Here is a 21,409-nt window from a genome sequence, read left to right as displayed (position 1 = left end):
AAGACTGTCAACCTGGAGGAGTATCCATGACACAACTGAAATCCACGAAGTCGCTGCTGACTGGTGCCGTAGCGGCGCTTGCGCTGGCGGCAAGCTCGGCTGCCGCCTATGCGGCGGATGTCGGCAAGCACGTACCGATTACGGTAGTAATCAACCAGTCGCCCTGGTACGGCCCTTTCGAGGCGCTGGCCGAGTATTACGAAGAGACCACCGGCAACGAGGTCAATTTCGACGTCAACCCGTTCCCGGCTCTGCTGGAAAAGCAGCGCAATTCGGTGCGAGCATCGGCAGGCGATGGCGAGTTCGATATTCTGGCGACGAACGCAATCTGGATCCCGGAATTCTATCATGCGGGCTATCTGGAAGCTTTGACCGATATCGATCCGAGCATCACGCTAAAAGAGGGCGTTCCAGCGTTGTCGGAAACCGTGTATTGGGACGCTGAGGGCAAGATCAACTCTGCCGAATCCGGCAAACTGATGGGTATTCCGCTGATCGCAAATGTGCAGGTTCTGTACTATCGCGCCGATTTGTACGAAGAGCATGGGCTGGAGCACCCGCCGCAGACCTGGGAAGACGTGAAAGTGGCGGCAGAGGCGTTCCACGATTCGCCCTCGTTTTACGGCATTGGCCATCAGGGCAACCGGGGCGCGCCAGATGCCAGCTTCAACTTTCTGCCATTTTTGCGCAGCCATGGCGGTTCGATCTTCGCCGATGAGCCCGGCGGCGACTATTCGGTCACCATCAACAGTCCCGAGGCTCTGGCCGCACTGAACTATTGGACCGATACCGGCACCCGGCTGGGTCCCAACAACCCCGGCTCGATCTCGCAGGGTAAGCTGATCCAGCTAATGACCACCGGCAAGGTCGGCCATGCGGTTCTGGTTGCCGCGGCCTGGACCCAGATGGATAACCCCGACAAGTCAGTGGTTGTGGGCAAGGTCAACACGGCAGTTCTGCCGAAAGGCCCGGATGGCGATCAGTCAACGACGTTGGCGCATTTCATCGGGCACGTACCTGCCAACATCCCGGATGATCGCAAGGCGGCAGCGGCAGCCTTCCTGAACTGGTTCCAGACCAAGGAAGCGCAGGACAAGTATATGGAGTTGGGCGGCATCTCGATCCGTACCGATACTCTGGCGGAATATGGCGAAAGTGATCCGGTAACCTATCGCTGGGCGAAGCCGCTGGCGGACAGCCTGGGTGTCACTGACATTTTTTACTCGATCCCGCAGGGTTCGCAGATTGTTCCGATCCTGGAACTGTATCTGAACAAGGCGATCATTGGTGAGATCAGCAACGAGGAAGCCCTAAATTCGGCCGCCGCGGACATTGAAGCACTGATGAACGAGTTGGGATACCCGACAGGCCGTCTGCCCGACCTGCAATAACCTGTAGCCAAATTCGGAGCCGTCACAGATTGGCGGCTCCGGACAGCAGAGGATAGGGGATTGACATGAAAGACAATCAACAGCTTTGGAGATGGACCTCGTTGGCACCATTGCTCCTGTTTTTTGGAGCTCTCGCGCTGCTTCCAGTCGCCAACATTCTCTACATGAGTTTTCACACGGTACAATGGGCCGAGGGGGTTTCGACCTGGACACCCGTGGGTCTGGAAAACTATGAGCGGCTGCCCAAGGACGCGTTCTTTTCCATTGGTGTCTGGAACACAATCGTGTTCTCGGTGACGTCGGTTGCGATCCAGATGGTTCTGGGTTTTCTGCTGGCACTGGCTGTCGTCCGGATCAAGTGGGGCAGTACGTTCTACAAGACCATCTTCATTTTGCCGATCCTTATCCCAGGGATCGTGATCGGCGCGATCTGGAAGCTGATGCTGGATTTCGACTTCGGCGTGCTGAACCAGATCAACATTTGGCTGGGACTTCAGCCGCTGGACTGGACCGGTTCGGTCAAGCTGGCGATGCCGGCAATCATTATCGTCGATGTCTGGCACTGGACGCCGTTTGTGTTCCTGCTGATGCTGGCCGGGCTTCAGGGTCTTCCCGAGGACGTCTTTGAGGCGGCAAAAGTAGATGGCACCGGCCCGTTCCGCGAATTGTTCAAGATCACGCTGCCGCTGATGCTACCGACGATCCTGGTGACGCTGATGTTCCGCATTATTCTGGCTTTCAAGGTCTTTGACGAGATATTCCTTCTGACAGGTGGCGGTCCGGGCACCGCAACAGAAGTGATCGCGTTTTCGATCTTCCGGACGTTCTTCTTCGAGAACCGGGTGGGGCTTGGGTCGGCCATGAGCTTTGCGGTGATTTTCGCCGTGGCCCTCCTCGTGGTCATCTCTTTGGCCGCGCAACGCTACGCGCAGAGTAAAGGATAAAACCGATGCTTACGATTAAGGCACAAAAACGCCTGGGCGGCTTCATCCGCCATTCCTGGCTGATGCTCTCAGTCTTCGCGATCCTGTTTCCATTCCTCTGGATCGCATTGTCCGGTTTCAAACGCGAGATCGACATCGCGATGAGCCGGATTAGTTTTGCCCCGGTCTGGAGCAATTACGAGGAACTGCTGTTCTCGAAATCTTCGACCTACCTGACGAACTTCTTGAACAGCGTGATCGTGTCGTTCTCAGCCACGGTGCTGTGTGTTGGTATCGCGACCCTGGCGGCGCATTCGCTGCGGCGCCATAAATGGCCTATCTTTGCCGTCAGCGCTATCCTGATCTTTTCAATGATTTTCAACATGACCCCGGCGATGACGCTGGTCGGTGCCTGGCATTCCCTGTTCGTGAAGGTCGGGATCAACAATACCCTGTTTGCGCTGATACTGGTCAATGTCGTGCTGCTGCTTCCGATGGCGCTGTGGCTCATGATGACGTTCATGCGCGACGTGCCGGAAGAGCTGGAAGAGGCGGCGGCGATCGATGGTTGTACGCCTGCCGAGATTTTCCGCAAGATCGTGCTGCCGCTGGTGGTGCCTGGCATGATGGCAACATCGGTGATCGTCTTTGTCTTTAGCTGGAACGAGTTCCAGGCGGCGCTGACCCTGACTACCAAAGCCACCCAGACAGTTCCTGTCGCGATCGCGAAATTCGCGCAGGAATATGAAGTGAAGCACGGCGCGATGGCTGCCGCCGCAACCCTGTCCACCATCCCCGCCGTGATGCTGATGCTGGTAGCAACGCGTTACATTGTCAGCGGTCTGACCAATGGAGCAATCAAGTAATGGCACGTATCGAACTCAGGAACCTGAAGAAGGCCTACGGGCAGGTTGAGGTTGTTCCCAATATGAACCTGTCGATGGACCACAATGAGTTCATATGTCTGGTTGGCCCATCGGGCTGTGGCAAGTCGACGACCCTGCGGATGATTGCGGGTCTGGAAGAGATTTCCGGCGGCGAACTGCTGTTCGACGGCGAGCGGATGAACGATGTGCAGCCGTCCAAGCGTGATATCGCGATGGTGTTCCAGAACTACGCGCTTTATCCGCATATGAAAGTGCGCGACAACCTGTCCTTTGGGTTGAAGAATGCCAAGATGGATGCTGCCGAAATCGACAAGCGGGTGCAACAGGCAGCGGTGATGCTGGGGCTTGACGATTTGCTGGATCGTCTGCCCAAGGCACTTTCGGGTGGTCAGCGGCAGCGCGTTGCGATGGGGCGTGCGGTGGTACGGCACCCATCGGTATTCCTGTTCGACGAACCGTTGTCGAACTTGGACGCCAAGCTGCGCACCCACATGCGAGGCGAGATCAAGAAGCTGCACAAAAAAGTCGAAAGCACGATCGTCTACGTCACTCATGACCAGACCGAAGCTATGACCATGGCGGACCGGATCGTGGTGTTGCGCGCCGGTGTCATCGAACAGATGGGCACCCCACAGGAATTGTATGACGAGCCGGCCAATGTGTTCGTGGCAGGATTCATCGGCTCGCCGGCGATGAACCTTGTGTCCGGTGTGGTGCAGGTGAACGGTGACCAAACGCATGTCCGGCTGGATGACGGGTTCATCCTACCAATCCCGCGGAAGAACGGCCGCGCGCTAAATGACGGCCAGGCAGTTGTCCTCGGGTTGCGTCCTGACGACATCACGCCTCAGAGAGCGGGCAGCGACGATCCGAACATCCACACCGTGAACGGTACAGTGGTGGTATCCGAGCCGACCGGTGCGGAAACCTATTGTATCTTGAACTTCGATGGGCAGGAACTGATGTGCAAATCGATCGGCCGCGAAGAGATCGTCGAGGATGCGGTGATCCCGCTTGGCTTTGACCTGAGTCACATCAAGGTGTTCGACAAGATTAGCGAGCAACGCATCTACTAAGACCCGCGCGCAACGTGAAAGGCATTATCATGGACAAGGTTCCGGCCCTTGACGGCAAGAATATCGGATTTCTCGGCGTTGGCGCCATGGGGTCGGGCATGTGCCTGAACCTATTGAAGAAAGGTGCAAAAGTCGGGTTTCTGGAGAGTAAGGCGGCAAAAAACACCGAACTCATTGAAGCCGGCGCAGTCACGTATTCATCCATTGCCGAACTGGCCGGCAACTCGACCGAAGTCATTCTGTGTCTTCCTTCCTCGGTGGAGGTAATGGAACTTTGCCTTGGGGACATTGGTGTGGTGGCTCATATCGGAACGGGCAATATTATCATTGACACGACTTCGTCGTTCCCGGCCGAAACACTGAAGCTGCACGAAGTGTGCAAACAGGCAGGCGTGCGATTGGTCGATGCACCGCTGACCCGCAACCCCGAAGACGCGCGCGTCGGGCGCCTGAACTGCGTGGTCGGGGCGTCGGATGAGGATTTTGCGGCGGTCAAGCCTATTTTTGACGCCTATTGCGAGAATGTCGTTCATGCGGGCGAGGTGTCTGCCGGGCATCGCATCAAGGTTTTGAACAACGCCTTATCGCTGAGTTGTGCCGCTGTGGTATCCGAGGTTTGCGCTGTGGCGCGTGCGAGCGGTGCAGATCTGGAAAAGCTGCTTGAACTGGCGGTTCTGGGCGGAGCTAACAGCCCGCAATTTGTCGGGATGATGCGCTATCACCTGGATGGTGACAAAAAAGCCCTCGGGTTCGGTATCGCTCTGGCAGCCAAGGACTTGAACTATTTCAATATCATGGCGGAAGAGGCGGGGCTGACCACACGGCTCAGCCCGCACACAGGCGCTTATCTGAACGACGCCCGAGACAGTGGGTTCGGCGCCAAAACCCTGCCCGCGCTAATCGATTTCGTAGAGCCGGGGCTCAAGACCTGAACAGCTTTGGACTGCCGCCCTTGCTGGCGGCCATAACAGCAACATGTACAATCGGGAGACATCACAGTGAATGTCACAGGACAACTTCTGATCGCGGGCACCTGGCGAGATGCCAGTGAAGGCGATGGTGGGTTCAATGCCGTTGATCCAGCGCAGAACGCGGCGATCGAGCCGCAGTTCCAAAACGCAGTCATGGCCGACGTCGATGCGGCGGTGGACGCAGCTACAGACGCCTTTGAAAGCTATCGCCAATTGTCCGCATCAGCGCGGGCAGATTTTCTGGATCGCATTGCCAGAGAGCTTGAGGCGCTGACCGAGGACATTGTGGCGCGCGGCATATCCGAAACCGGGCTGCCCGAAGTGCGCCTGCGCGGCGAGTTGGGCCGGACCTGTGGTCAACTTCGCATATTTGCCACCCTGCTGCGGCGGGGCGACTGGGCCCGGCCGGTCATCGACCGGGCCGACCCCGATCGTTCCCCTCTGCCCAAACCCGACATTCGCCTCAGTCAGATTCCGCTGGGACCCGTGGTGGTATTTGCCGCCTCGAACTTTCCGCTGGCGTTTTCAACGGCAGGTGGGGATACGGCTTCTGCGCTGGCCGCAGGCTGTCCGGTCATCGTCAAGGCGCACTCGGCGCATCCCGGAACATCCGAGATCGTGGCCGAGGGCATTCGCCGTGCTGCCGAAACGCTAAACATGCCCAAGGGGATCTTTTCGCTGATCCACGGGCCGGGCCGGACCATGGGCACCGCTCTGGTCGAACATCCCGGCATCAAGGCAGGTGGGTTCACCGGCTCTGTTGGCGGCGGACGGGCATTGTTTGACGCGGCCAATCGCCGCCCTGAGCCGATCCCATTCTATGGCGAGCTGGGCTCGACGAACCCGGTATTCCTGCTGCCGGGCGCGCTAAATGAACGGGCCGTTCAGATCGCCGAAACCTTTGTTGGGGCGGCGGTCATGGGCGCGGGTCAGTTCTGCACCAGTCCGGGGCTGCTGATCGCCCTCAAGGGCGAGGGCACCGATCAGTTCGTTGCAAAAGCATCCGAGGCGATCGCAGCACAGGCCGCGCAGACGATGCTGACCCCGGCGATCAGCGGCAGCTACAAATCAGGCAACGCACAGCGCAGCGACGACGCGAATGTCGAGCTGATGGCCAAAAGCGCGGATGTTGCGGCCAACGCCAACCAGGCGCAAGTGTATCTGTTCAAGGTCTCAGGCGCGAACTTTCTGGCCGACGAAAGCCTGCAGCACGAGATTTTCGGGCCCTCGACGCTGCTGATCGAATGTACGGACGAGGCTGAACTCGTGCAGGTTGCCAAAAGCTTCTATGGTCACCTCACCGCAGCGGTTCACGTCGCTGATGCGGACGATGCGCTGACGGCGCGTATCGTTCCGATCATCAACGACAAGGTTGGTCGCTTGCTTTTCAACGGCTACGGCACCGGCGTCGAGGTTTGTGGTTCGATGTCTCATGGCGGGCCATACCCAGCCAGCACCAACGTGCAGACGACCTCAGTTGGCGAACGAGCCATTGATCGCTTCCTGCGCCCGATCAGCTATCAGAACACGCCTGACCGGTTCTTGCCACCGGAACTTCAGAACGCAAATCCGCTGGGTGTAATGCGTCTGGTGGACGGAAAATGGACCGATGCCCCGCTTTAGGGGCCGCCAGACCCGATTGAAAGGCCGCGCCCCACAAAGCGCGGCCATTTTCACAGGCGGTAAAGGTGTTCTGCAGTGTCGCCAAAGACCGCGTCGATAGCAGACGCTCCACCCCGGCTGTTTATTAGTGAGTAGGCCAGATCGAATGCATCAGCGTAGTTGCGCTCGCTTTCTTCCAACACCGGCCAGTCGCTGCCAAACATCAGCCTTTCCGGACCAAGTTCGTCCCATAGCAGATCCGTCAGGGCGGCGTAGTAGTCCGGATCGCAGGTCGCCGGTCTTTTTTGCGTGCATAAATCCATCAGTCCTGAAAACTTAAACACGATATTTTTGCGAGCGGCCAGGGTGCGCACAAGTTCAACCTGACGAGGAGGCAGGGGGCTCTGATCTGTATCGACGTGACCGCAATGCGTCACGACGATCTGAAGGGTCGGCAGGGCGTCAGCCAGCGGAATCAACGCGGACTCCATCCGGTTTTCTATCATCAATCCAAGCTCTGCCAGCCGCCCGAACCTAGGCAGAAAACCCGCCAGACTAGCCTGCTCCCACGGATGCAGGCGGGGACGGATCGCGCGCAGCTTGGGATAGCCCGTCAATGCATCCAACTGCGCGTTAAACTCTGTGCTCATCGGGTTGAGGTTGGCGACATATGCCGGGATGAAGTCACAATCGGCGATTTGTTCCAGACACCAAAGGTTATCCACATGTCGTTCGCTCGCCTCGACAAGAATGGCGGCGGTCAACTTGCAGGTGTCCAAATGGCGGCGGATATCAGCCGTTGCTATCACGCGGTGAATAGGGGACTCCGGTGGCGGGAAGGGAACCCCGCCCGGCTTGGCGGGGTCCCAGATATGGGCATGTGAATCGATCAGCACGGTCAGACCTACGACTGCAGGTCGTTCTCTTGTGCCAGTTTCATCAGGGCCGTTGTGATACGGGTGACATTCTCGACCCCATACCCCATGCCGTTCACCATCTCGTGCAGCTGACGGGAAGAGCTGCCCAACACCGACAGAATGCCCGATGAATTTGCGAGAAGATCATAGAGCCTCATGTCTTTTGTTGCCGCCGATACCGCGAAATTCTTGGTGTGGTCGTCATTGATCAACGCGGGCGCGATCACATGCAGACGCTTGGAGGAGGCCATTGAGGCGTCAAGGACCTTGTATAGTGTTTCCTGATCGACATCCATGCGTTGAGCGACGGCGAATGTTTCATACAGAATTGCCGAATTGGTCAATGTCACGGCGTTGTTGATCAGTTTGACGGTATGCCCGGAACCGGGCCCCCCAGCTATGAAAAGCGCGCCGGAAATCGCGTCAAGCAACGGCTCGGCACGCTCGACCGCCTGGCGCTCGCCCCCCGCGACGATCCCCATGACGCCATCCCAGGCCTGCGGCGGCCCGCCCAGCAGCGGCGCATCGACCAGCGCCACGTCGTTGGTGGCAAACTCACCGGCAAGTTTGCGGGTGTTGGTTGGGTCGCTCGTCGAACAGTCGATGACCAATGTGCCGGGACGGGCCAGTTCCCGAATCCCCCCTTCGCCGGCATAGACCGCAGTGATTGCGCTGAGCGTGGGCAGGCAGGTCAGGATTACGTCGCCATCGCGGATCAGTTCGGCGTTTGATGCGGCCTCGGTCGCGCCAAGCGCGATCAGAGCGTCCACGGTTTCGCGCGTTTTGTGCTGCGTGATGGAGACGGTATTGCCCGCTTCAAGCAGGTTTTTGACAATACCTTTGCCCATCAGCCCTGCGCCGATGACACTAACTTTCATGTTTTAATTCCTTTCGGGGGTTTAGTGGTTGGTCCGATCTGGAAAACCGGTCGTCAACAAATTGTCTGCATTGAATTGCAAGGGTGCGGCGTTGCCGATTTGCTCTAGCCCGTCATGGGCGGCAACCTCCGGCAGCAGTGCTTCGGATACCCAAAGCAGTTCAAGCTCAAGTGTGTTATGTGCCACGACCATTCGCACATCGGCCGGTGTGTTCCAGCGGCAGCAGCGCATCGATATCTGCAACGCCTGAAGGTCGTGTTCCGTGACCATGGGTAGTGATGCAGCGGGCATGTTGCCTGCGGTGGCGCAATTTACGTAGGTGGCTGACCAGTTCACTTGGTTGACCAGACGATGCGTGGTGATATCCGACAAGCCCAGCCCGGTGGCGTTTCCATGAGATTGTGGCGTGATGTTCAGGGTGACAATACATTCGATGGGCGGCGCATCAAAGCCCGGTAACCGCGATCCGGGCCGACCGATTACATTGGGATCGATTCCCGAGCCCGAGATATTCTTGCCCATTTCATGCAGCACCAGAATATCCAGCGAGGGCAAGGGCAGGCGCGGAAGGTTGGCCTTGGCCATCTCCTGCATGGCTGCGTCCCGTTTAAAAAAGTCTGCTGGGGCAACAAATTCCAGATGGCTGAGATCTTCATGGGCGTTTTCAACCATGGCGACACCGAACAGAACCCGGGTCTTAGCCAGAAAAACCTCGGCGGCGGCAGGTATAAGGGTGTGAAAATTCTCGAACCCGCGCGTGTGAAAGGTTGCGGCCCCTTCGTGCTTGCTGATGCCAATTGCGAGCATCTTGATCAGCCCGCTTTCATGTTTCGCCTTGAAGTCCGTATGTGGTTTGATCCGATTAAACGGAATGTAGAAATCGGCTTCGTAGGCGTGTTTGTCACAATAGACCGGCATTCCGTCGGGTAGACGGCCCAGTTCGACCACTTCCATGCTGGATTTGAAGGGCACGCCGAGGCTTTCCTCGGAATAGCCGTAGCCGTTCAGCAGCTCCATCTGACCCTCGGCGGTGCCGCCACCATGGCTGCCCATCGCGGGCACCATATACGGTTTCGCGCCTGCGGCCTTGAGCTGGGCGATGGTGGCGACAAGAACCGCAAACTGCTCCTTGATGCCACGGCTGCCGACGCACAGCGCAACCGACTTGTCCTTTAAGTCGGTATCCGCGAATTTCCCGAACTCCTGTGCGACCTGATCGGGAATATCGGTCACCTTTGATGTATTGAATATCTGGCGCACCGGTGCCAGTTTGGGAAACTCCACTTCAAGGCCGCCGGGAAGATCTATCGAAATCGGTTCCGTCATCATCAGAGCGTCCTCCAGGTGAATTGCGAGTGTTGTGGATATTAATATATTAGTTTACAAGTGAAGTCCATGGCGTCCGCGCTCGAGCCGGGTATTCTTGTACATGGTTTTACCGACAAGCAGGGGCAACAAATGAAAAATGTCAACGTGGTCGATCTTGATCTGGTCGGCGGCATCGCGGGCGATATGTTTCTGTCAGCGTGCCTGCATGCGTTTCCCGAATTTGCTGTCGGTTTGTCGGAATTTCTGAACGACGCAGATCTGCCCGCCGCGTATCAGCCAACCTTCAACCCTGTCGTCAAGGATGGTCTGACTGGCATGTATCTCGCCCCGGTTTCGCGGCCTGAACGCTGTGTGCCGTCGGGTCATTGGACTGCGATACGATCCCGGATTCAGGACCTGAGCGCCAGTGCCGCGATCAAGGCTCATGCCATCGGCATTTACGGCCTTGTCGCCGAGGCCGAGGCCGAGGTGCACGGGATCGATGTGGACAAGGTTCATTTCCACGAACTGGCCGACTGGGATACCTACCTGGACGTTTTGGGTACCGCCTGGCTGATCGACCAGATCGCGCCTGGCTGTTGGACCTATGATGCCGCGCCGCTGGGTGGTGGGTTTGTCACCTGCGACCATGGCCGCATGCCCGTCCCTGCTCCGGCCACATTGTTGCTGCTGAAGGGGTTGCGGTGCGTTGATGACGGGGTCGGAGGCGAACGGGTGACGCCAACCGGTGCAGCGATTCTCAAATATCTGGTCTCGTTGGGTGGTAGCCCCGCACCAGTCAGGAGTGCCGTGCGTGTCGGCTACGGCGCCGGCACAATGTCGCTGCCGGGAATTCCGAATGTGTTGCGCTTGACTGCATACGAGACGTTGCAAGCGGGTGAACCGACGGATTGGCGCAGCGAAGAGATCGTCGTGCTTAGTTTCGAGATTGACGACATGACGCAAGAGGAAATCGCCACTTCGACTGACCATTTGCGCGGAATTGATGGCATACTGGATGTCAGCGTCGGGCAGCGCTCGGGTAAGAAAGGCCGCTTCATGTCGGATTTTCGTCTGCTGGTTCGGCCCGGCGCGGTGCAAGCAGCGACCCGGCAGTGCTTTCTGCAAACCACAACTTTGGGCGTGCGGAGTGAGACTCAGGTCCGCCAGATACTGGAAAGGTCCCAGAGGGCGGGGGAGGTCGGCGTGAAATATGCTCGACGCCCCGAAGGCGTGATGACTGCCAAAGCCGAACAGGACCATTTGCGCGTAGCCGCCACACTGCCTGAACGCCGGGCGCTTGCGGCAAAGGCGGAAACGGAGGAGTCATGACATATCGCGACCAACTGCTTGAGGTGTTGCGGCGTTTCGACCGTCTGGCGATCGCCGTCAGCGGCGGCGTCGACAGTCTGACGCTGGCTGCTACGGCGGCCGAGCGTATCCCGAACCGGGTCGAGATGTTTCACGCCGTTTCCCCTGCTGTGCCTGAAGATGCGACGCGGCGCACGCGCGAAATCGCGGATGCCCGGGGATGGCGCCTGCACGTGATCGATGCGCAGGAATTCAGTGACCCGGACTATCTGCGCAATCCGGTGAACCGCTGCTATTTCTGCAAAAGCAATCTGTATTTCCGGATCGCCACCCATACAGATGCACCAATCGCCGCTGGAACTAATACCGACGATCTGGGCGACTATCGCCCCGGTCTGATCGCCGCCCGGCAAAACGGCGTGGTACATCCCTTTGTTGAGGCCGAAATGGCAAAACCTCAGGTTCGGTCACTGGCGGCCGATCTGGGGCTTGGCGAGGTATCGAGCCTGCCCGCGCAGCCCTGCCTGGCCAGCCGCATTCAGACCGGGATCGGTATCCGCGTGGATCTGTTGCGATTGGCCTATGATATCGAGGCCCTTGTGCGCCGCGCACTGCCCGGCAGCGTAGTGCGCGCGCGCATCCGGCCCGAGGGAGTCGAACTGGAGCTTGGTGCATCCGTGCATGAAACATTGGGGGCAGATCATCCGCTTCTGGGCGAGATAAAGCAGAAATGCGCGGCCGCACAACTGGCCTTTGCCGGAGTATCCAGCTACCGAATGGGGTCTGCGTTTGTTGGTGACAAAGCGGGAGGGTGAGATGTCCGATTTCGACTTTGATTTGGATCGAGCGTCCCGCGCCGGCGTGGGCGAAGCGATCTTTTGCGCGGGGAAGTCTGTCGAGCAGCTCAATGCGTTTCTGGGCGACTGGACCGGGAAGGGGCCGGCCATTTTTCTGACCCGGTTGAGCCCCGAGAGGGCGGGGGCGTTGAAGGTCGCGCCTGATCATAGTTTCGACTATGATCCAATATCACAAACGGCGATTCTGGGGTCTTTGCCGGTGGCGCGACATGCAGGCGTGGTGATCGTAACCGCTGGCACCTCAGATGTGCCCGTCGCGACCGAAGCGGCACGCGGGCTGGCGGTTTGCGGTTATGATTCCGAAACGGTGAAGGATGTCGGCGTGGCCGGTCTGCATCGTCTGCTGGGTCGGCTGGACACCTTGCGCGAGGCACGTCTGATCATCGCGGTAGCGGGTATGGAAGGGGCATTGTTTCCCGTCATCGCCGGGCTGGTGCGGGCGCCTGTGATCGCGGTCCCCACCTCAGTGGGCTATGGCGTAACGGCTGGCGGCAAGGCAGCGCTTAACTCGGCGCTTGGAACCTGCGCGCCCGGCGTTCTGACCACAAATATCGATAACGGCTTTGGTGCGGCCATGGCCGCAGCCAAGATTCTGGGCATCGGGGCCGCAGATGAATAAAAAAAGCCGCTTCGTTGAAACGAAGCGGCAAGAGCCTCAATCGGGAAGAAGGAAGGGCGATTGAGGTCGGGGAGTAGGTATTTCAGAGCAATCCGGGCACGCGCCGGGTCGATGCGTCGAAAAGATGGCAATACTGCGGTTGCATTTCGAGCCCGATTTTCGCGCCGGCTCCGATCTTGAGCGACGCGTCGGCCTTGGCGACGATGGTTTGGCCACCCTCGATTTCGCCATAGAGGATGCTCTCAGAACCCAGATTTTCGGAAACCGACACTTTGAACGGTATGCCGTTTTCGGCAACTTTCAGGTGTTCGGGGCGAATGCCCAGGGTAAGGTCGCCGTTGCAGTCATGCTTGCTGTTCAGGTTCACGTCCTGACCGCTTGCCAGTTGCACTTGGGTTGAGCGGCCATTTTGGCCAGCAACTTTGGCTGGAATAAGGTTCATCTTCGGGGCGCCGATGAAGCCTGCCACGAAGATCGAAGCAGGTTCGTTGAAGATCTGCTCCGGCGTGCCGACTTGCTCGATAATACCATGATTCATTACGATAATCCGATCAGCCAGCGTCATCGCTTCGACTTGGTCGTGGGTCACGTAGATCATGGTTGCATCCATCGACTGGTGCAGCCTTGCCAGTTCCAAACGCATTTCCACCCGCAGGGCTGCGTCGAGATTCGACAGCGGTTCATCGAAAAGGAACACTTTTGGATCGCGCACGATGGCTCGGCCAATTGCCACTCGCTGGCGCTGGCCACCCGACAGGTTTGCCGGTTTGCGTTCGAGATAGTCGGTGATGCGGAGCATTTCGGCGGCTTTCGCCACGCGCGTGGCGATCTCGTCCTTGGGAATCTTTCGGATTTTCAAAGAAAAACCCAGGTTTTGTGCCACGGTAAGGTGGGGATAGAGCGCATAGGATTGAAACACCATCGCGATCTCGCGCTTGGACGGAGACACGCGTGCAACAGAGCCGCCGCCGATTCGAATGTCGCCACCGCTGATATCCTCCAGCCCCGCCACCATGCGCAGGGTCGTGGATTTTCCGCAGCCCGATGGACCTACCAAAACGGCAAACTCACCGCTTTCGATGTTCAGGTCTATGCCTTTTACGGCTTCTACCGAGCCGTATTTCTTGCGCACGCCACATAGTTCGACCTGTGCCATAGTCTCCTCCTGTGCCTTCCTCAGGGACGCTGCAGGCGTTCCTGTCCGTTCCCGCGCTTCATCTACTTACAAGAATTATCGCGAGTTGACAAGACTCATATATCAATATATTAAACGACACTGAAGAGAGCCTCGGGAGGAGCGCTTTCAACAGGGGAGGTAAGCGTGCAGCTTTCACTGAAAAAGCAACCAAAGTTCTATTTGGGACTTGTGCTTCCGGCGATACTGATCGTTTCGAGCCTGATCCTGTACCCGCTGTTGAATGGCGTTTACATGAGCTTTACCGATGCATCTCCTCTGTATCAGGACACGAATTGGGTTGGGTTCGAAAACTATACATACCTTTTGTCGGATAACGGTTTCTGGGAGGTTGTCTGGAACACGGTCTTTATGGTGGGAGCATCTATTATCCTGTCGACCTTCCTGGCTTATGTGCTGGCAACCGCGCTGAATACCGGGCTGAAGGCGGCGCCGCTGCTCAGAACGCTGATCTTTCAGATTTGGGTTCTTCCGTGGATCGTGATCGCCATTCTGTGGGCCTGGCTGTTTTCAGAAAATTTTGGCCTAGTGAATTATGTCGCCATCAGCCTTGGAATAATCGACGAACCCTACAAATGGCTGTTCGATCCGCAGGGGTCGCAATGGGCGGTCATCGCGGGGTATGTCTGGCGCTCGCTGCCACTGTTGATGGTGATCATTCTGGCGGCGCTGCAAGGTGTACCGGATGAATTGGAGGAAGCGGCGAAAATCGATGGTACCAACTTTATCCAACGTCAGTATCTGGTGGTGTTTCCGTTGGTAAAGAACATCGTGGTCGTTGCGATGCTGCTGCAATCGGTGCGTTTGTTTCAGGAAATCACGTTGATCTTCGTGTTGACCAAGGGTGGTCCGATCAACGCCACCATGGTTCTCAGCCTGTTCACCTACAAACTGGCGTTCGAGGATTGGGATTTCGGGCTGGCGGCAGCGGTGTCAATGCTGTGGCTGGTTCTGATCATGTTCCTCGCGCTGTTCCTGATGAAAACGGTAATTCGGTCGAATACGGAGTAATCCAATGGCGAATCAAGAATTGATAGCTGAGTTTCAAAGCGAACTTGGTCCCGACTGGAAGAAATTTGCCGTCGACGTCGCCATCTATGCGGCGCTGCTCGCCTCGATCACGTTCCTGCTGCTGCCGGTGATCTGGACCATTTCGACCAGCTTCAAGCCGATAGGCGAAGTTTTTGAATACCCGCCGCGCTTTATCCCGCGCGATCCGACGCTCGAGAACTACAAGGCCCAGCTTAGCCCATTGCTGGGAACCTTGTTCTTCAACTCGTTCCTCGTGGGCGCGGTTTCGGCGCTGGTCTCGACCGTGGTCGGGGCGATGACAGCCTATGCGATCTGTCGGTTCAAATTCGCGGGTAACGACTGGATCATGCTGTTCTTCATGGCGACACTGGCCTTTCCGATCCCAATGATCATGATCTCGACCTATATTATGTTCGCCAAGTTCGGGCTGTTGAACACCTATTGGGCGATGATCCTGGGCCATGTGGTGATCACTCTCCCCGTGACGGTCTGGCTGCTGCGCAACTTCTTCGACCAATTGCCCGGTGAGGTCGAGGAGGCGGCGCTTATTGATGGCGCTGGCCCTTGGTACACCTTCTTTCGCATCGTCCTTCCGATGGCCAAGCCAGCGATGTCGGCAGCGGGAATATTCGTTTTCATCACCTCCTGGAATGAGTTGCTTTTTGGCCTGACATTCGTTTCAGAAACCGCAATGCGGCCGATTCCGGCCGGCGTGATCCTGCTGTTCCTGCAGGAATACGAGGGTGAATGGGCGCAAATGATGGCGCTGGCAGTGATCGTATCGCTGCCGATCCTGCTGCTGTTCGTGTTCTTCCAAAACGCCTTCCTGCGCGGTGTGACCGGAGGGGCGGTGAAGGGCTGAACACTAACAACAGGATCAACAACAACTATGCCGTAAGACGGCAGAACAAGTACCAACAGAAAAGGAAAATCTATGACACTGATCAACCGCAACAAGCTGTGCGCCGGTGTGGCGGCTCTGGCCGTGACCGCTGGCGCTGCCTCGGCAAAGGACAACGAACTGACCTTTTTGGGTCTCTGGGCGCTGTTCGATTTCTCGCGCGCTTCGATGGAAGAACTGGAGGCGAAGTTCGAGGATCAGAACGACGGTTGGGATTTCAATCGCAACGACGTGCCATTCGAACAGACACTGCAACAGGCGACCTCGGCGCATCTGGCCGGGACTTCGACCGATATCCTGCAAACCGTTGCGGGGAACGTTCCCGCACTGGTTGGCATCGGCTCATTGGCTCCGCTGAACGATTTGTTCACCGAAGAAGAATGGGCCAAACTGCCACCCACGACGCTGGCATCCGTTTCGGTCGATGGACAGATCTATGGCATGCCGTGGGTTCCTGGCCCGATCCTGCCCTTCTACAATCGCGACCTGCTGCAAGAGGCCGGCCTAAACTCCGACAACCCACCCCAGACCTGGGACGAAATGATTGCGGCAATGAAGGCCGTTTGTGCCCTGCCTGACACGGATGCGGGTCCGGTTTATGGCCTGGCTATGCGTTCGGACCGGATCGGCAACTCGGCACAGTGGAGCATTCCGATCATCTATGGCCTGGGCGGTGATGTGATCGATGAAGAGGGCAAGCCGCTGTTCAATACTCCGGAAGTGGTCGAAGCTTGGACCCTGCTGCAGGAAATGGCTGCGGATGAATGTGTACCGATAGGGTTGTCGATCCAGGAATCGCGCAGCCTGTTCGCCTCCGGTCGTGCCGCGTTTGCCTTCGAGGGTCCTTGGGGCGCCGGTCTGTTCAACAACCTCAGCGGCGGCGCGCTGGAAGTGGCTCCTGATGGCAATGTGTGGGTATCGCAAATGCCGGCGGACAAGAACGGCAACGTGCGCACGATCGGCAACCCGCATCATCTGACCATCTCGGTCAACTCGCCAAACAAGGAAGTTGCGGCAGAACTGATCCGGTTTGCCACCACCAACCAGGAATTCGCCGACAATTTCTTTAAGGCGTCGAACCTGCTAGGCTCGGCAAATTCTGAAGTGTTGTCCAGCGGTGCGCATGCGGAGAGCGAATACGCTCAGGTATTTGTCGAAGCCTTGCCGTCCACGATCGACAATCCGATTTTCCATGCGAAGTTCGGTGCGATGATGGACGAATGGGTCGAAGGCCTGCAAAAGGTTCTGGCCGGTGCTGACCCGGCCACGGAACTGGAAGCGGTTGACAAGCGAGTCTCAAGGCTGACGCGGCGCTAAATCCTGTTGTTCGCAACAATGGTGGCTGCGCCGGATCGGAGGCGTGGCCACGTTGTTTTTTGCAAGGTTATTGAATCAGCGTAAAGTAGCTCTCACGGAAGTGACGGAAAAATCAGATTTGACGGCTTGCGGAGCGGAGACGGGCCTTCAATCGTCAATCGTCGAAAACTTCTCTTCGATCAGTTCCTTCATCATCTCGTGCGAATAATCCAGATGCGCCACCATCGCGGCTTCCGCCTTGTCCGGATCGCCAAGCTCAATCGCCTCAATGACTTTCAGATGCTGTTCCTGAACGTTTCCCAAGTGGCCCGGTATCGGTGCCGCCAGGTGACGCAGTCGGTCGACATGGGCCTTAGCTTCGCGGATCATGCGCCAGAGCTTCTTGAACCCGCTGATTTTGCTGATCTCGTGATGCAGTGCATCGTCGACGGCCACGTACTCGTTCCAAGCTTCGCGCTTGGCGAGACGTTCAGCCTTGTAATGAAGCGTGTAGAGATCTTCGATCTGTGTGACAGTTGCATGTTGGGCTGCGTGGCGAACTCCGGCGATTTCCAACTGCTTTCGGATAATGGCCCCCTCTACGAACATGCCGCGGCTGACATTTGTCACGAATATGCCGGAATGCGGAAAGATATCGATCAGATCTTCGTTGCAAAGTGAAATTATCGCCTCGCGTACCGGGGTTCTGGATACGCCAAGAGATTTTGCCAGCGCTTTCTCGTTGATCGGCGATCCAGGCTGCAACTTCGCCCAAATGATTGCTTGCCGCAACAGTGCATAGATCTGAGAAGACTTCGAACTGTTTCCGTCAAGTTTGATGTTCCCCAGTATTTGGGCAAAATACTTCAGGTCATCGATCTCTTTTTCATTCAGATTGTCTGAGCTCTTGTTCATGAATTTCGGGTCCGCCATCCGTTGCACCCGAGGCAGTAGACTAAAACCCGGGCTCATATCAATTCGAATAAGTGACAATTTCGCCTTGATTTTTTTAATATATCAATATACCAGACATTGGCAAGCGAAATTACCCTGAGAGGAAGTGTCATGACCCGCAAAAACATGGTCATCATCATGTCTGATGAACACAACAAATTCATCCAGGGGCATATGGGGCACGACATCATCAAGACGCCCAATTTGGACAAGCTTGCGGCGCGCGGCACCAAGTTCAGCAACGCCTATACGACCTGCCCGATTTGTGTACCCGCCCGAGCGTCTTTTGCAACCGGCCGTCACGTCAACGAGATCGGAAATTGGGATAACGCGTTTCCCTATACCGGAGCCGTTCCCAGCTGGGGGCATTACCTGAACCAGCGCGGGGTTCGTTGTGACTCGGTGGGCAAGCTGCATTTCCGCAGTGATGAGGACAACAATGGTTTTGCTCGGGAGGTTGCGCCGCTACATATTGTCGGCGGGGTAGGGGATCTGCTAGGTCTCGTGCGAGAAGAACTGCCGGTGCGCAAGGGGGCCAGGAACCTCGCGCTAGAGGCGGGGCGGGGCGAGTCCAGCTACACCAAATATGACCGCCAGGTTCGCAACAACGCCATCGACTGGCTTACCAATGAGGCCCCCAAACACGAGGATGGCTGGGTTGTCTTTGTCTCGTTCGTTGCACCGCATTTCCCGTTGATCGCACCAGACGAGTTCTACGACCTCTATGCCGACCTCGATTTGCCGATGCCAAAGCTCTACAACGAGGACGAACGGCCCGATCACCCTTATCTTGTCGAAATGAACAAGTGCTTCCCTTATGATGAGCCCTTCAATGACAAGGAAATGGTGCAAACCGCGATGAAGGCCTATTTCGGCCTCGTTAGTTTCATGGATGATAATGTGGGACGGGTCGTAGATGCAGTCGATGCGCTCGGGCTCGGCGACAACACGGACATCCTGTATGTCAGCGATCACGGGGATAACCTTGGTGCGCGAGGCCTCTGGGGAAAGTTCGTGATGTATGAGGAATCCGCCGGTATCCCTCTCCTCATAGCCGGCCCCGACATACCAGCGGGCAAGACCGTGGCCGAGCCCGTGTCATTCGTAGACATCATGCCCACAGTGATGGAATGCGCAGGGTTTGACGCCCACGAGATCGATCCCACGCTGCCAGGCACGTCGCTATACGACCAGATCAGAGGAACCGCCCCGAAAGACCGTGCGGTACTAAGCGAATATCATGCTGCCGGTGCCTGCACCGGGAACTTTATGGTGCGCCATGGGAAGTACAAATACATAGACTATGTGGGCATGCCTCCGATGTTGTTTGACCTCACGGCTGATCCGGAGGAGCTGAATGATCTGGCCTCCGACCCGGAATATGCCGAAGTCTTGGCCGCGATGGACGCCAAGTTACAGGAGTTCTGCGATCCCGAAGAGGTGAATGCCAAGGCCTTGGCAGCGCAAAAGGAACTGATCGATCAGCATGGCGGGCGCGATGCTGTCCTCAACCGTGGTGATTTTGGATACTCACCCACGCCTGATCAAAAAGTGGAATTCAACTAAATCGGTGTGGGTTCCACTCGACGCAACCAGTCTGTGGCTCACCGACTATGCAAAAGGATATCTTGATGGAAACCATCGGTTTTATTGGTGCAGGCGCGATGGGCCTGCCGATGTTGAAACATTTGGTCGATGCTGGCCACTCAGCCGTCTGTTTCGACCTGAACCCCGCCGATCTGGGCGACAGGGTCACCTGGGTCGATAGCCCGAAGGCCGTCGCGGAAGCTGCAGAAACCGTTTTAATGTGCCTGCCCAGCGAAAAGGTGGTCGAGGTGGTGCTGCATGGCGATGATGGCCTGCTGGCGGGCCGTGCGTCGGGGCTGACCGTGGTGGACATGACCACCAATCAATACGAGGCCGCCGCAAAATTCGGGGCCGAACTGGAGGCGTCGTGCAGCGCCTATCTGGATGCGCCGGTATTTGGTGCCCCTCCGCATGCGCGCGCGGGCGAACTGGCGATCATCATCTCGGGCCCCAAGGACGCGTATGAGAAGGTTGCGCCGTTGATGGAGAATTTCACGCGTCGGCAAACCTTTGTGGGCAAAGCGGGAACCGCGAGTCTGTTCAAGGTCATGCAGAACAGCCTGGGGCATGTTCAGATGTGTGCCATCGCTGAGGTGTTTTGGATTATCGAAAAGCATGGCGGCGACCCGAAACTGTTCTTCGAGGCGGTTTCTGGCAGCGGCGGGTTGGCCGATAGCGGGTTGTTCGCCAAGGTCGGGATGGATTTTGCCGAACATGAGGCTCGGTTCGATTCCATCCTTTGGGTGGCGGCAAAGGACATCAATACCGGCAATGAGCTTGCCAAGGACGCCGAGGTGCGCTCGCCGATGCTGCAATCGGCGCGCGACCATTATCAACATGCGATGGATCTGGGCTTTGGCGGCAAAGACATCTGCATGGTGGGCGAAGCCATCCGTCAGTCGTATAAAGGAAACTGAGCCTATGCATATGAGCAGCAGACTGTACCTGTCCGGTGGGGCAGCGGCGTTGTTGGTGTTCGGGTGGTTGGACTACAGCCTGGCGAGTCCGTCGCACCGGGTGGCAAATCAACCCACTGAGGGAGAAGTTGTGCAGATAACCCATGAAGCACCCGTCACCTGTCATCAGGACGCACTAGGTGAACCTGCACCGTCCGGGCATGGTACCAGCCCGACCCCGTGTGAAGACGAACACACGCATTGATGGCCGGGTATTAACAAATGGAGACTTTTTTGTTTCGAAAACTGCTGTTGCCACTTGTGTTTTCCGCATTTTCGACCGGCGTTTCAGCGGCGGAAATTCTCCTTGAGAACCAGACAAAAACGCTGAACCTCGCCAAGCAGATGGCTGAGTTGATGGAGGCCAAGGCTGCGGCCGAAGGTGAGAATGTGGTCATCTACATCGTCGGCGCCGATGCCCGCCCTGTCTTGATCCATCGTGATCCGCAATCCGGGTTCGCGCCAATGGATTGGTCGAGCGAAAAGGCGCTGTCATCCTATCAGACCCGCCAGCAAACCAAGGATCTGTCGTCGGAAATGAAGGTTTTCCGCGTCGACACGTTCAGCTTTGTGCCCGGGCTGCCCGGTGGTGTGCCTTTGGTCCTGGACGGAAAGCGCGCGGGGGCGATCGGCGTAAGCGGCGCGCCGGTCGCAAAGGATCAGGCGATCGCCGAAGTTGGCCTTGCCGTCTTTGAAAAGGCAATCGCCAGCCAAGACTAGCGGGCGCTCCTTTTCCGGCACAGTGTAT

General features: G+C 57.3%; 20 protein-coding genes. 15 read left to right on the top strand and 5 right to left on the bottom strand.

Annotation, left to right across the window (positions count from 1 at the left end):
• Positions 1-26: 26 nt before the first annotated feature.
• The 6 genes from AB1E33_RS21055 to AB1E33_RS21030 all read left to right on the top strand — a co-directional run bounded on the left by AB1E33_RS21055 (position 27) and on the right by AB1E33_RS21030 (position 6,871).
• A complete protein-coding gene (locus AB1E33_RS21055; protein WP_372579215.1) occupies positions 27-1,391 on the top strand; it encodes an extracellular solute-binding protein in 1,365 nt (454 codons plus the stop codon).
• Positions 1,392-1,456: 65 nt separating this feature from the next.
• Positions 1,457-2,335 (top strand): carbohydrate ABC transporter permease, encoded by an 879-nt coding sequence (locus AB1E33_RS21050; protein ID WP_372579214.1) that lies wholly within the window; start codon positions 1,457-1,459, stop codon positions 2,333-2,335.
• Between the two features lie 5 nt (positions 2,336-2,340).
• The gene (locus AB1E33_RS21045; RefSeq protein WP_372579213.1) at positions 2,341-3,180 is read left to right on the top strand and encodes a carbohydrate ABC transporter permease; all 840 of its coding nucleotides are present in this window, start codon (positions 2,341-2,343) and stop codon (positions 3,178-3,180) included.
• Entirely contained in the window at positions 3,180-4,277 is a 1,098-nt protein-coding gene (locus AB1E33_RS21040; RefSeq protein WP_372579212.1) for an ABC transporter ATP-binding protein, read from the top strand. Before AB1E33_RS21045 ends, AB1E33_RS21040 begins: the two co-directional genes overlap by 1 nt.
• Positions 4,278-4,306: 29 nt before the next feature.
• Complete coding sequence (locus AB1E33_RS21035; RefSeq protein WP_372579211.1) at positions 4,307-5,209, top strand: NAD(P)-dependent oxidoreductase; 903 nt, start codon at positions 4,307-4,309, stop codon at positions 5,207-5,209.
• Positions 5,210-5,275: 66 nt separating this feature from the next.
• The gene (locus AB1E33_RS21030) at positions 5,276-6,871 is read left to right on the top strand and encodes an aldehyde dehydrogenase (NADP(+)) (protein ID WP_372579210.1); all 1,596 of its coding nucleotides are present in this window, start codon (positions 5,276-5,278) and stop codon (positions 6,869-6,871) included.
• A gap of 50 nt (positions 6,872-6,921) precedes the next feature.
• On the opposite strand, the gene AB1E33_RS21025 is transcribed toward AB1E33_RS21030, so the two are convergent.
• The 3 genes from AB1E33_RS21025 to AB1E33_RS21015 are packed head-to-tail and all read right to left on the bottom strand — an operon-like array spanning position 6,922 to position 9,974.
• Positions 6,922-7,746 (bottom strand): amidohydrolase family protein, encoded by an 825-nt coding sequence (locus tag AB1E33_RS21025; protein WP_372579209.1) that lies wholly within the window; start codon positions 7,744-7,746, stop codon positions 6,922-6,924.
• Between the two features lie 8 nt (positions 7,747-7,754).
• The gene (locus AB1E33_RS21020) at positions 7,755-8,645 is read right to left on the bottom strand and encodes an NAD(P)-dependent oxidoreductase (RefSeq protein WP_372579208.1); all 891 of its coding nucleotides are present in this window, start codon (positions 8,643-8,645) and stop codon (positions 7,755-7,757) included.
• A 21-nt stretch (positions 8,646-8,666) separates the two neighbouring features.
• A complete protein-coding gene (locus AB1E33_RS21015) occupies positions 8,667-9,974 on the bottom strand; it encodes a nickel pincer cofactor-dependent isomerase, group 22 (protein WP_372579207.1) in 1,308 nt (435 codons plus the stop codon).
• 129 nt (positions 9,975-10,103) lie between these two features.
• Here AB1E33_RS21015 and larC point away from each other — a divergent pair, with 129 nt between their 5' ends.
• From larC to larB, 3 genes are read left to right on the top strand one after another with little or no spacing between them, the layout of a single operon-like run.
• Entirely contained in the window at positions 10,104-11,285 is a 1,182-nt protein-coding gene (gene larC, locus AB1E33_RS21010; protein ID WP_372579206.1) for a nickel pincer cofactor biosynthesis protein LarC, read from the top strand.
• Entirely contained in the window at positions 11,282-12,079 is a 798-nt protein-coding gene (larE, locus tag AB1E33_RS21005; protein WP_372579205.1) for an ATP-dependent sacrificial sulfur transferase LarE, read from the top strand. The genes larC and larE overlap by 4 nt, the downstream gene beginning before the upstream one ends.
• A gap of 1 nt (position 12,080) precedes the next feature.
• On the top strand, positions 12,081-12,740 hold the full coding sequence (gene larB / locus AB1E33_RS21000) for a nickel pincer cofactor biosynthesis protein LarB (RefSeq protein ID WP_372579204.1): 660 nt from the start codon (positions 12,081-12,083) through the stop codon (positions 12,738-12,740).
• An 82-nt stretch (positions 12,741-12,822) separates the two neighbouring features.
• Here the strand turns inward: larB and AB1E33_RS20995 are convergent, their stop codons facing one another.
• On the bottom strand, positions 12,823-13,896 hold the full coding sequence (locus tag AB1E33_RS20995) for an ABC transporter ATP-binding protein (RefSeq protein ID WP_372579203.1): 1,074 nt from the start codon (positions 13,894-13,896) through the stop codon (positions 12,823-12,825).
• A 165-nt stretch (positions 13,897-14,061) separates the two neighbouring features.
• Between AB1E33_RS20995 and AB1E33_RS20990 the strand changes: the two genes are divergently transcribed.
• The 3 genes from AB1E33_RS20990 (at position 14,062) to AB1E33_RS20980 (ending at position 17,185) form a co-directional block, all read left to right on the top strand.
• The gene (locus AB1E33_RS20990; protein ID WP_372579202.1) at positions 14,062-14,946 is read left to right on the top strand and encodes a carbohydrate ABC transporter permease; all 885 of its coding nucleotides are present in this window, start codon (positions 14,062-14,064) and stop codon (positions 14,944-14,946) included.
• A 4-nt stretch (positions 14,947-14,950) separates the two neighbouring features.
• A complete protein-coding gene (locus AB1E33_RS20985; RefSeq protein ID WP_372579201.1) occupies positions 14,951-15,829 on the top strand; it encodes a carbohydrate ABC transporter permease in 879 nt (292 codons plus the stop codon).
• A gap of 72 nt (positions 15,830-15,901) precedes the next feature.
• Positions 15,902-17,185 carry an ABC transporter substrate-binding protein gene (locus AB1E33_RS20980; RefSeq protein ID WP_372579200.1) on the top strand — a complete coding sequence of 428 codons (1,284 nt, stop codon included), beginning with the start codon at positions 15,902-15,904 and terminating at the stop codon, positions 17,183-17,185.
• A 147-nt stretch (positions 17,186-17,332) separates the two neighbouring features.
• On the opposite strand, the gene AB1E33_RS20975 is transcribed toward AB1E33_RS20980, so the two are convergent.
• Complete coding sequence (locus AB1E33_RS20975) at positions 17,333-18,079, bottom strand: GntR family transcriptional regulator (protein ID WP_372579199.1); 747 nt, start codon at positions 18,077-18,079, stop codon at positions 17,333-17,335.
• 150 nt (positions 18,080-18,229) lie between these two features.
• Here AB1E33_RS20975 and AB1E33_RS20970 point away from each other — a divergent pair, with 150 nt between their 5' ends.
• The 3 genes from AB1E33_RS20970 (at position 18,230) to AB1E33_RS20960 (ending at position 21,381) form a co-directional block, all read left to right on the top strand.
• Complete coding sequence (locus tag AB1E33_RS20970; RefSeq protein WP_372579198.1) at positions 18,230-19,684, top strand: sulfatase-like hydrolase/transferase; 1,455 nt, start codon at positions 18,230-18,232, stop codon at positions 19,682-19,684.
• Between the two features lie 65 nt (positions 19,685-19,749).
• Positions 19,750-20,622 carry an NAD(P)-dependent oxidoreductase gene (locus tag AB1E33_RS20965; RefSeq protein WP_372579197.1) on the top strand — a complete coding sequence of 291 codons (873 nt, stop codon included), beginning with the start codon at positions 19,750-19,752 and terminating at the stop codon, positions 20,620-20,622.
• A gap of 273 nt (positions 20,623-20,895) precedes the next feature.
• Entirely contained in the window at positions 20,896-21,381 is a 486-nt protein-coding gene (locus tag AB1E33_RS20960; protein WP_372579196.1) for a GlcG/HbpS family heme-binding protein, read from the top strand.
• Positions 21,382-21,409: the final 28 nt, after the last annotated feature.

It is taken from the genome of Ruegeria hyattellae, from assembly GCF_041537925.1.
GTDB lineage: Bacteria > Pseudomonadota > Alphaproteobacteria > Rhodobacterales > Rhodobacteraceae > Ruegeria_C.
The sequence above is the reverse complement of the archived record's forward strand: the minus strand, read 5'-3'. Positions and strand labels throughout refer to the sequence as shown.

Coding starts and splice junctions, on each gene's coding strand:
- AB1E33_RS20985 (WP_372579201.1), top strand. CDS start 14,951: ATGGCGAATCAAGAATTGATAGCTGAGTTTCAAAGCGAACTTGGTCCC.
- AB1E33_RS20970 (WP_372579198.1), top strand. CDS start 18,230: ATGACCCGCAAAAACATGGTCATCATCATGTCTGATGAACACAACAAA.
- AB1E33_RS21045 (WP_372579213.1), top strand. CDS start 2,341: ATGCTTACGATTAAGGCACAAAAACGCCTGGGCGGCTTCATCCGCCAT.
- AB1E33_RS21035 (WP_372579211.1), top strand. CDS start 4,307: ATGGACAAGGTTCCGGCCCTTGACGGCAAGAATATCGGATTTCTCGGC.
- larE (WP_372579205.1), top strand. CDS start 11,282: ATGACATATCGCGACCAACTGCTTGAGGTGTTGCGGCGTTTCGACCGT.
- AB1E33_RS20995 (WP_372579203.1), bottom strand. CDS start 13,896: ATGGCACAGGTCGAACTATGTGGCGTGCGCAAGAAATACGGCTCGGTA.
- AB1E33_RS20965 (WP_372579197.1), top strand. CDS start 19,750: ATGGAAACCATCGGTTTTATTGGTGCAGGCGCGATGGGCCTGCCGATG.
- AB1E33_RS20980 (WP_372579200.1), top strand. CDS start 15,902: ATGACACTGATCAACCGCAACAAGCTGTGCGCCGGTGTGGCGGCTCTG.
- AB1E33_RS21050 (WP_372579214.1), top strand. CDS start 1,457: ATGAAAGACAATCAACAGCTTTGGAGATGGACCTCGTTGGCACCATTG.
- AB1E33_RS21055 (WP_372579215.1), top strand. CDS start 27: ATGACACAACTGAAATCCACGAAGTCGCTGCTGACTGGTGCCGTAGCG.
- larC (WP_372579206.1), top strand. CDS start 10,104: ATGAAAAATGTCAACGTGGTCGATCTTGATCTGGTCGGCGGCATCGCG.
- larB (WP_372579204.1), top strand. CDS start 12,081: ATGTCCGATTTCGACTTTGATTTGGATCGAGCGTCCCGCGCCGGCGTG.
- AB1E33_RS21015 (WP_372579207.1), bottom strand. CDS start 9,974: ATGATGACGGAACCGATTTCGATAGATCTTCCCGGCGGCCTTGAAGTG.
- AB1E33_RS20975 (WP_372579199.1), bottom strand. CDS start 18,079: ATGAACAAGAGCTCAGACAATCTGAATGAAAAAGAGATCGATGACCTG.
- AB1E33_RS21040 (WP_372579212.1), top strand. CDS start 3,180: ATGGCACGTATCGAACTCAGGAACCTGAAGAAGGCCTACGGGCAGGTT.
- AB1E33_RS21020 (WP_372579208.1), bottom strand. CDS start 8,645: ATGAAAGTTAGTGTCATCGGCGCAGGGCTGATGGGCAAAGGTATTGTC.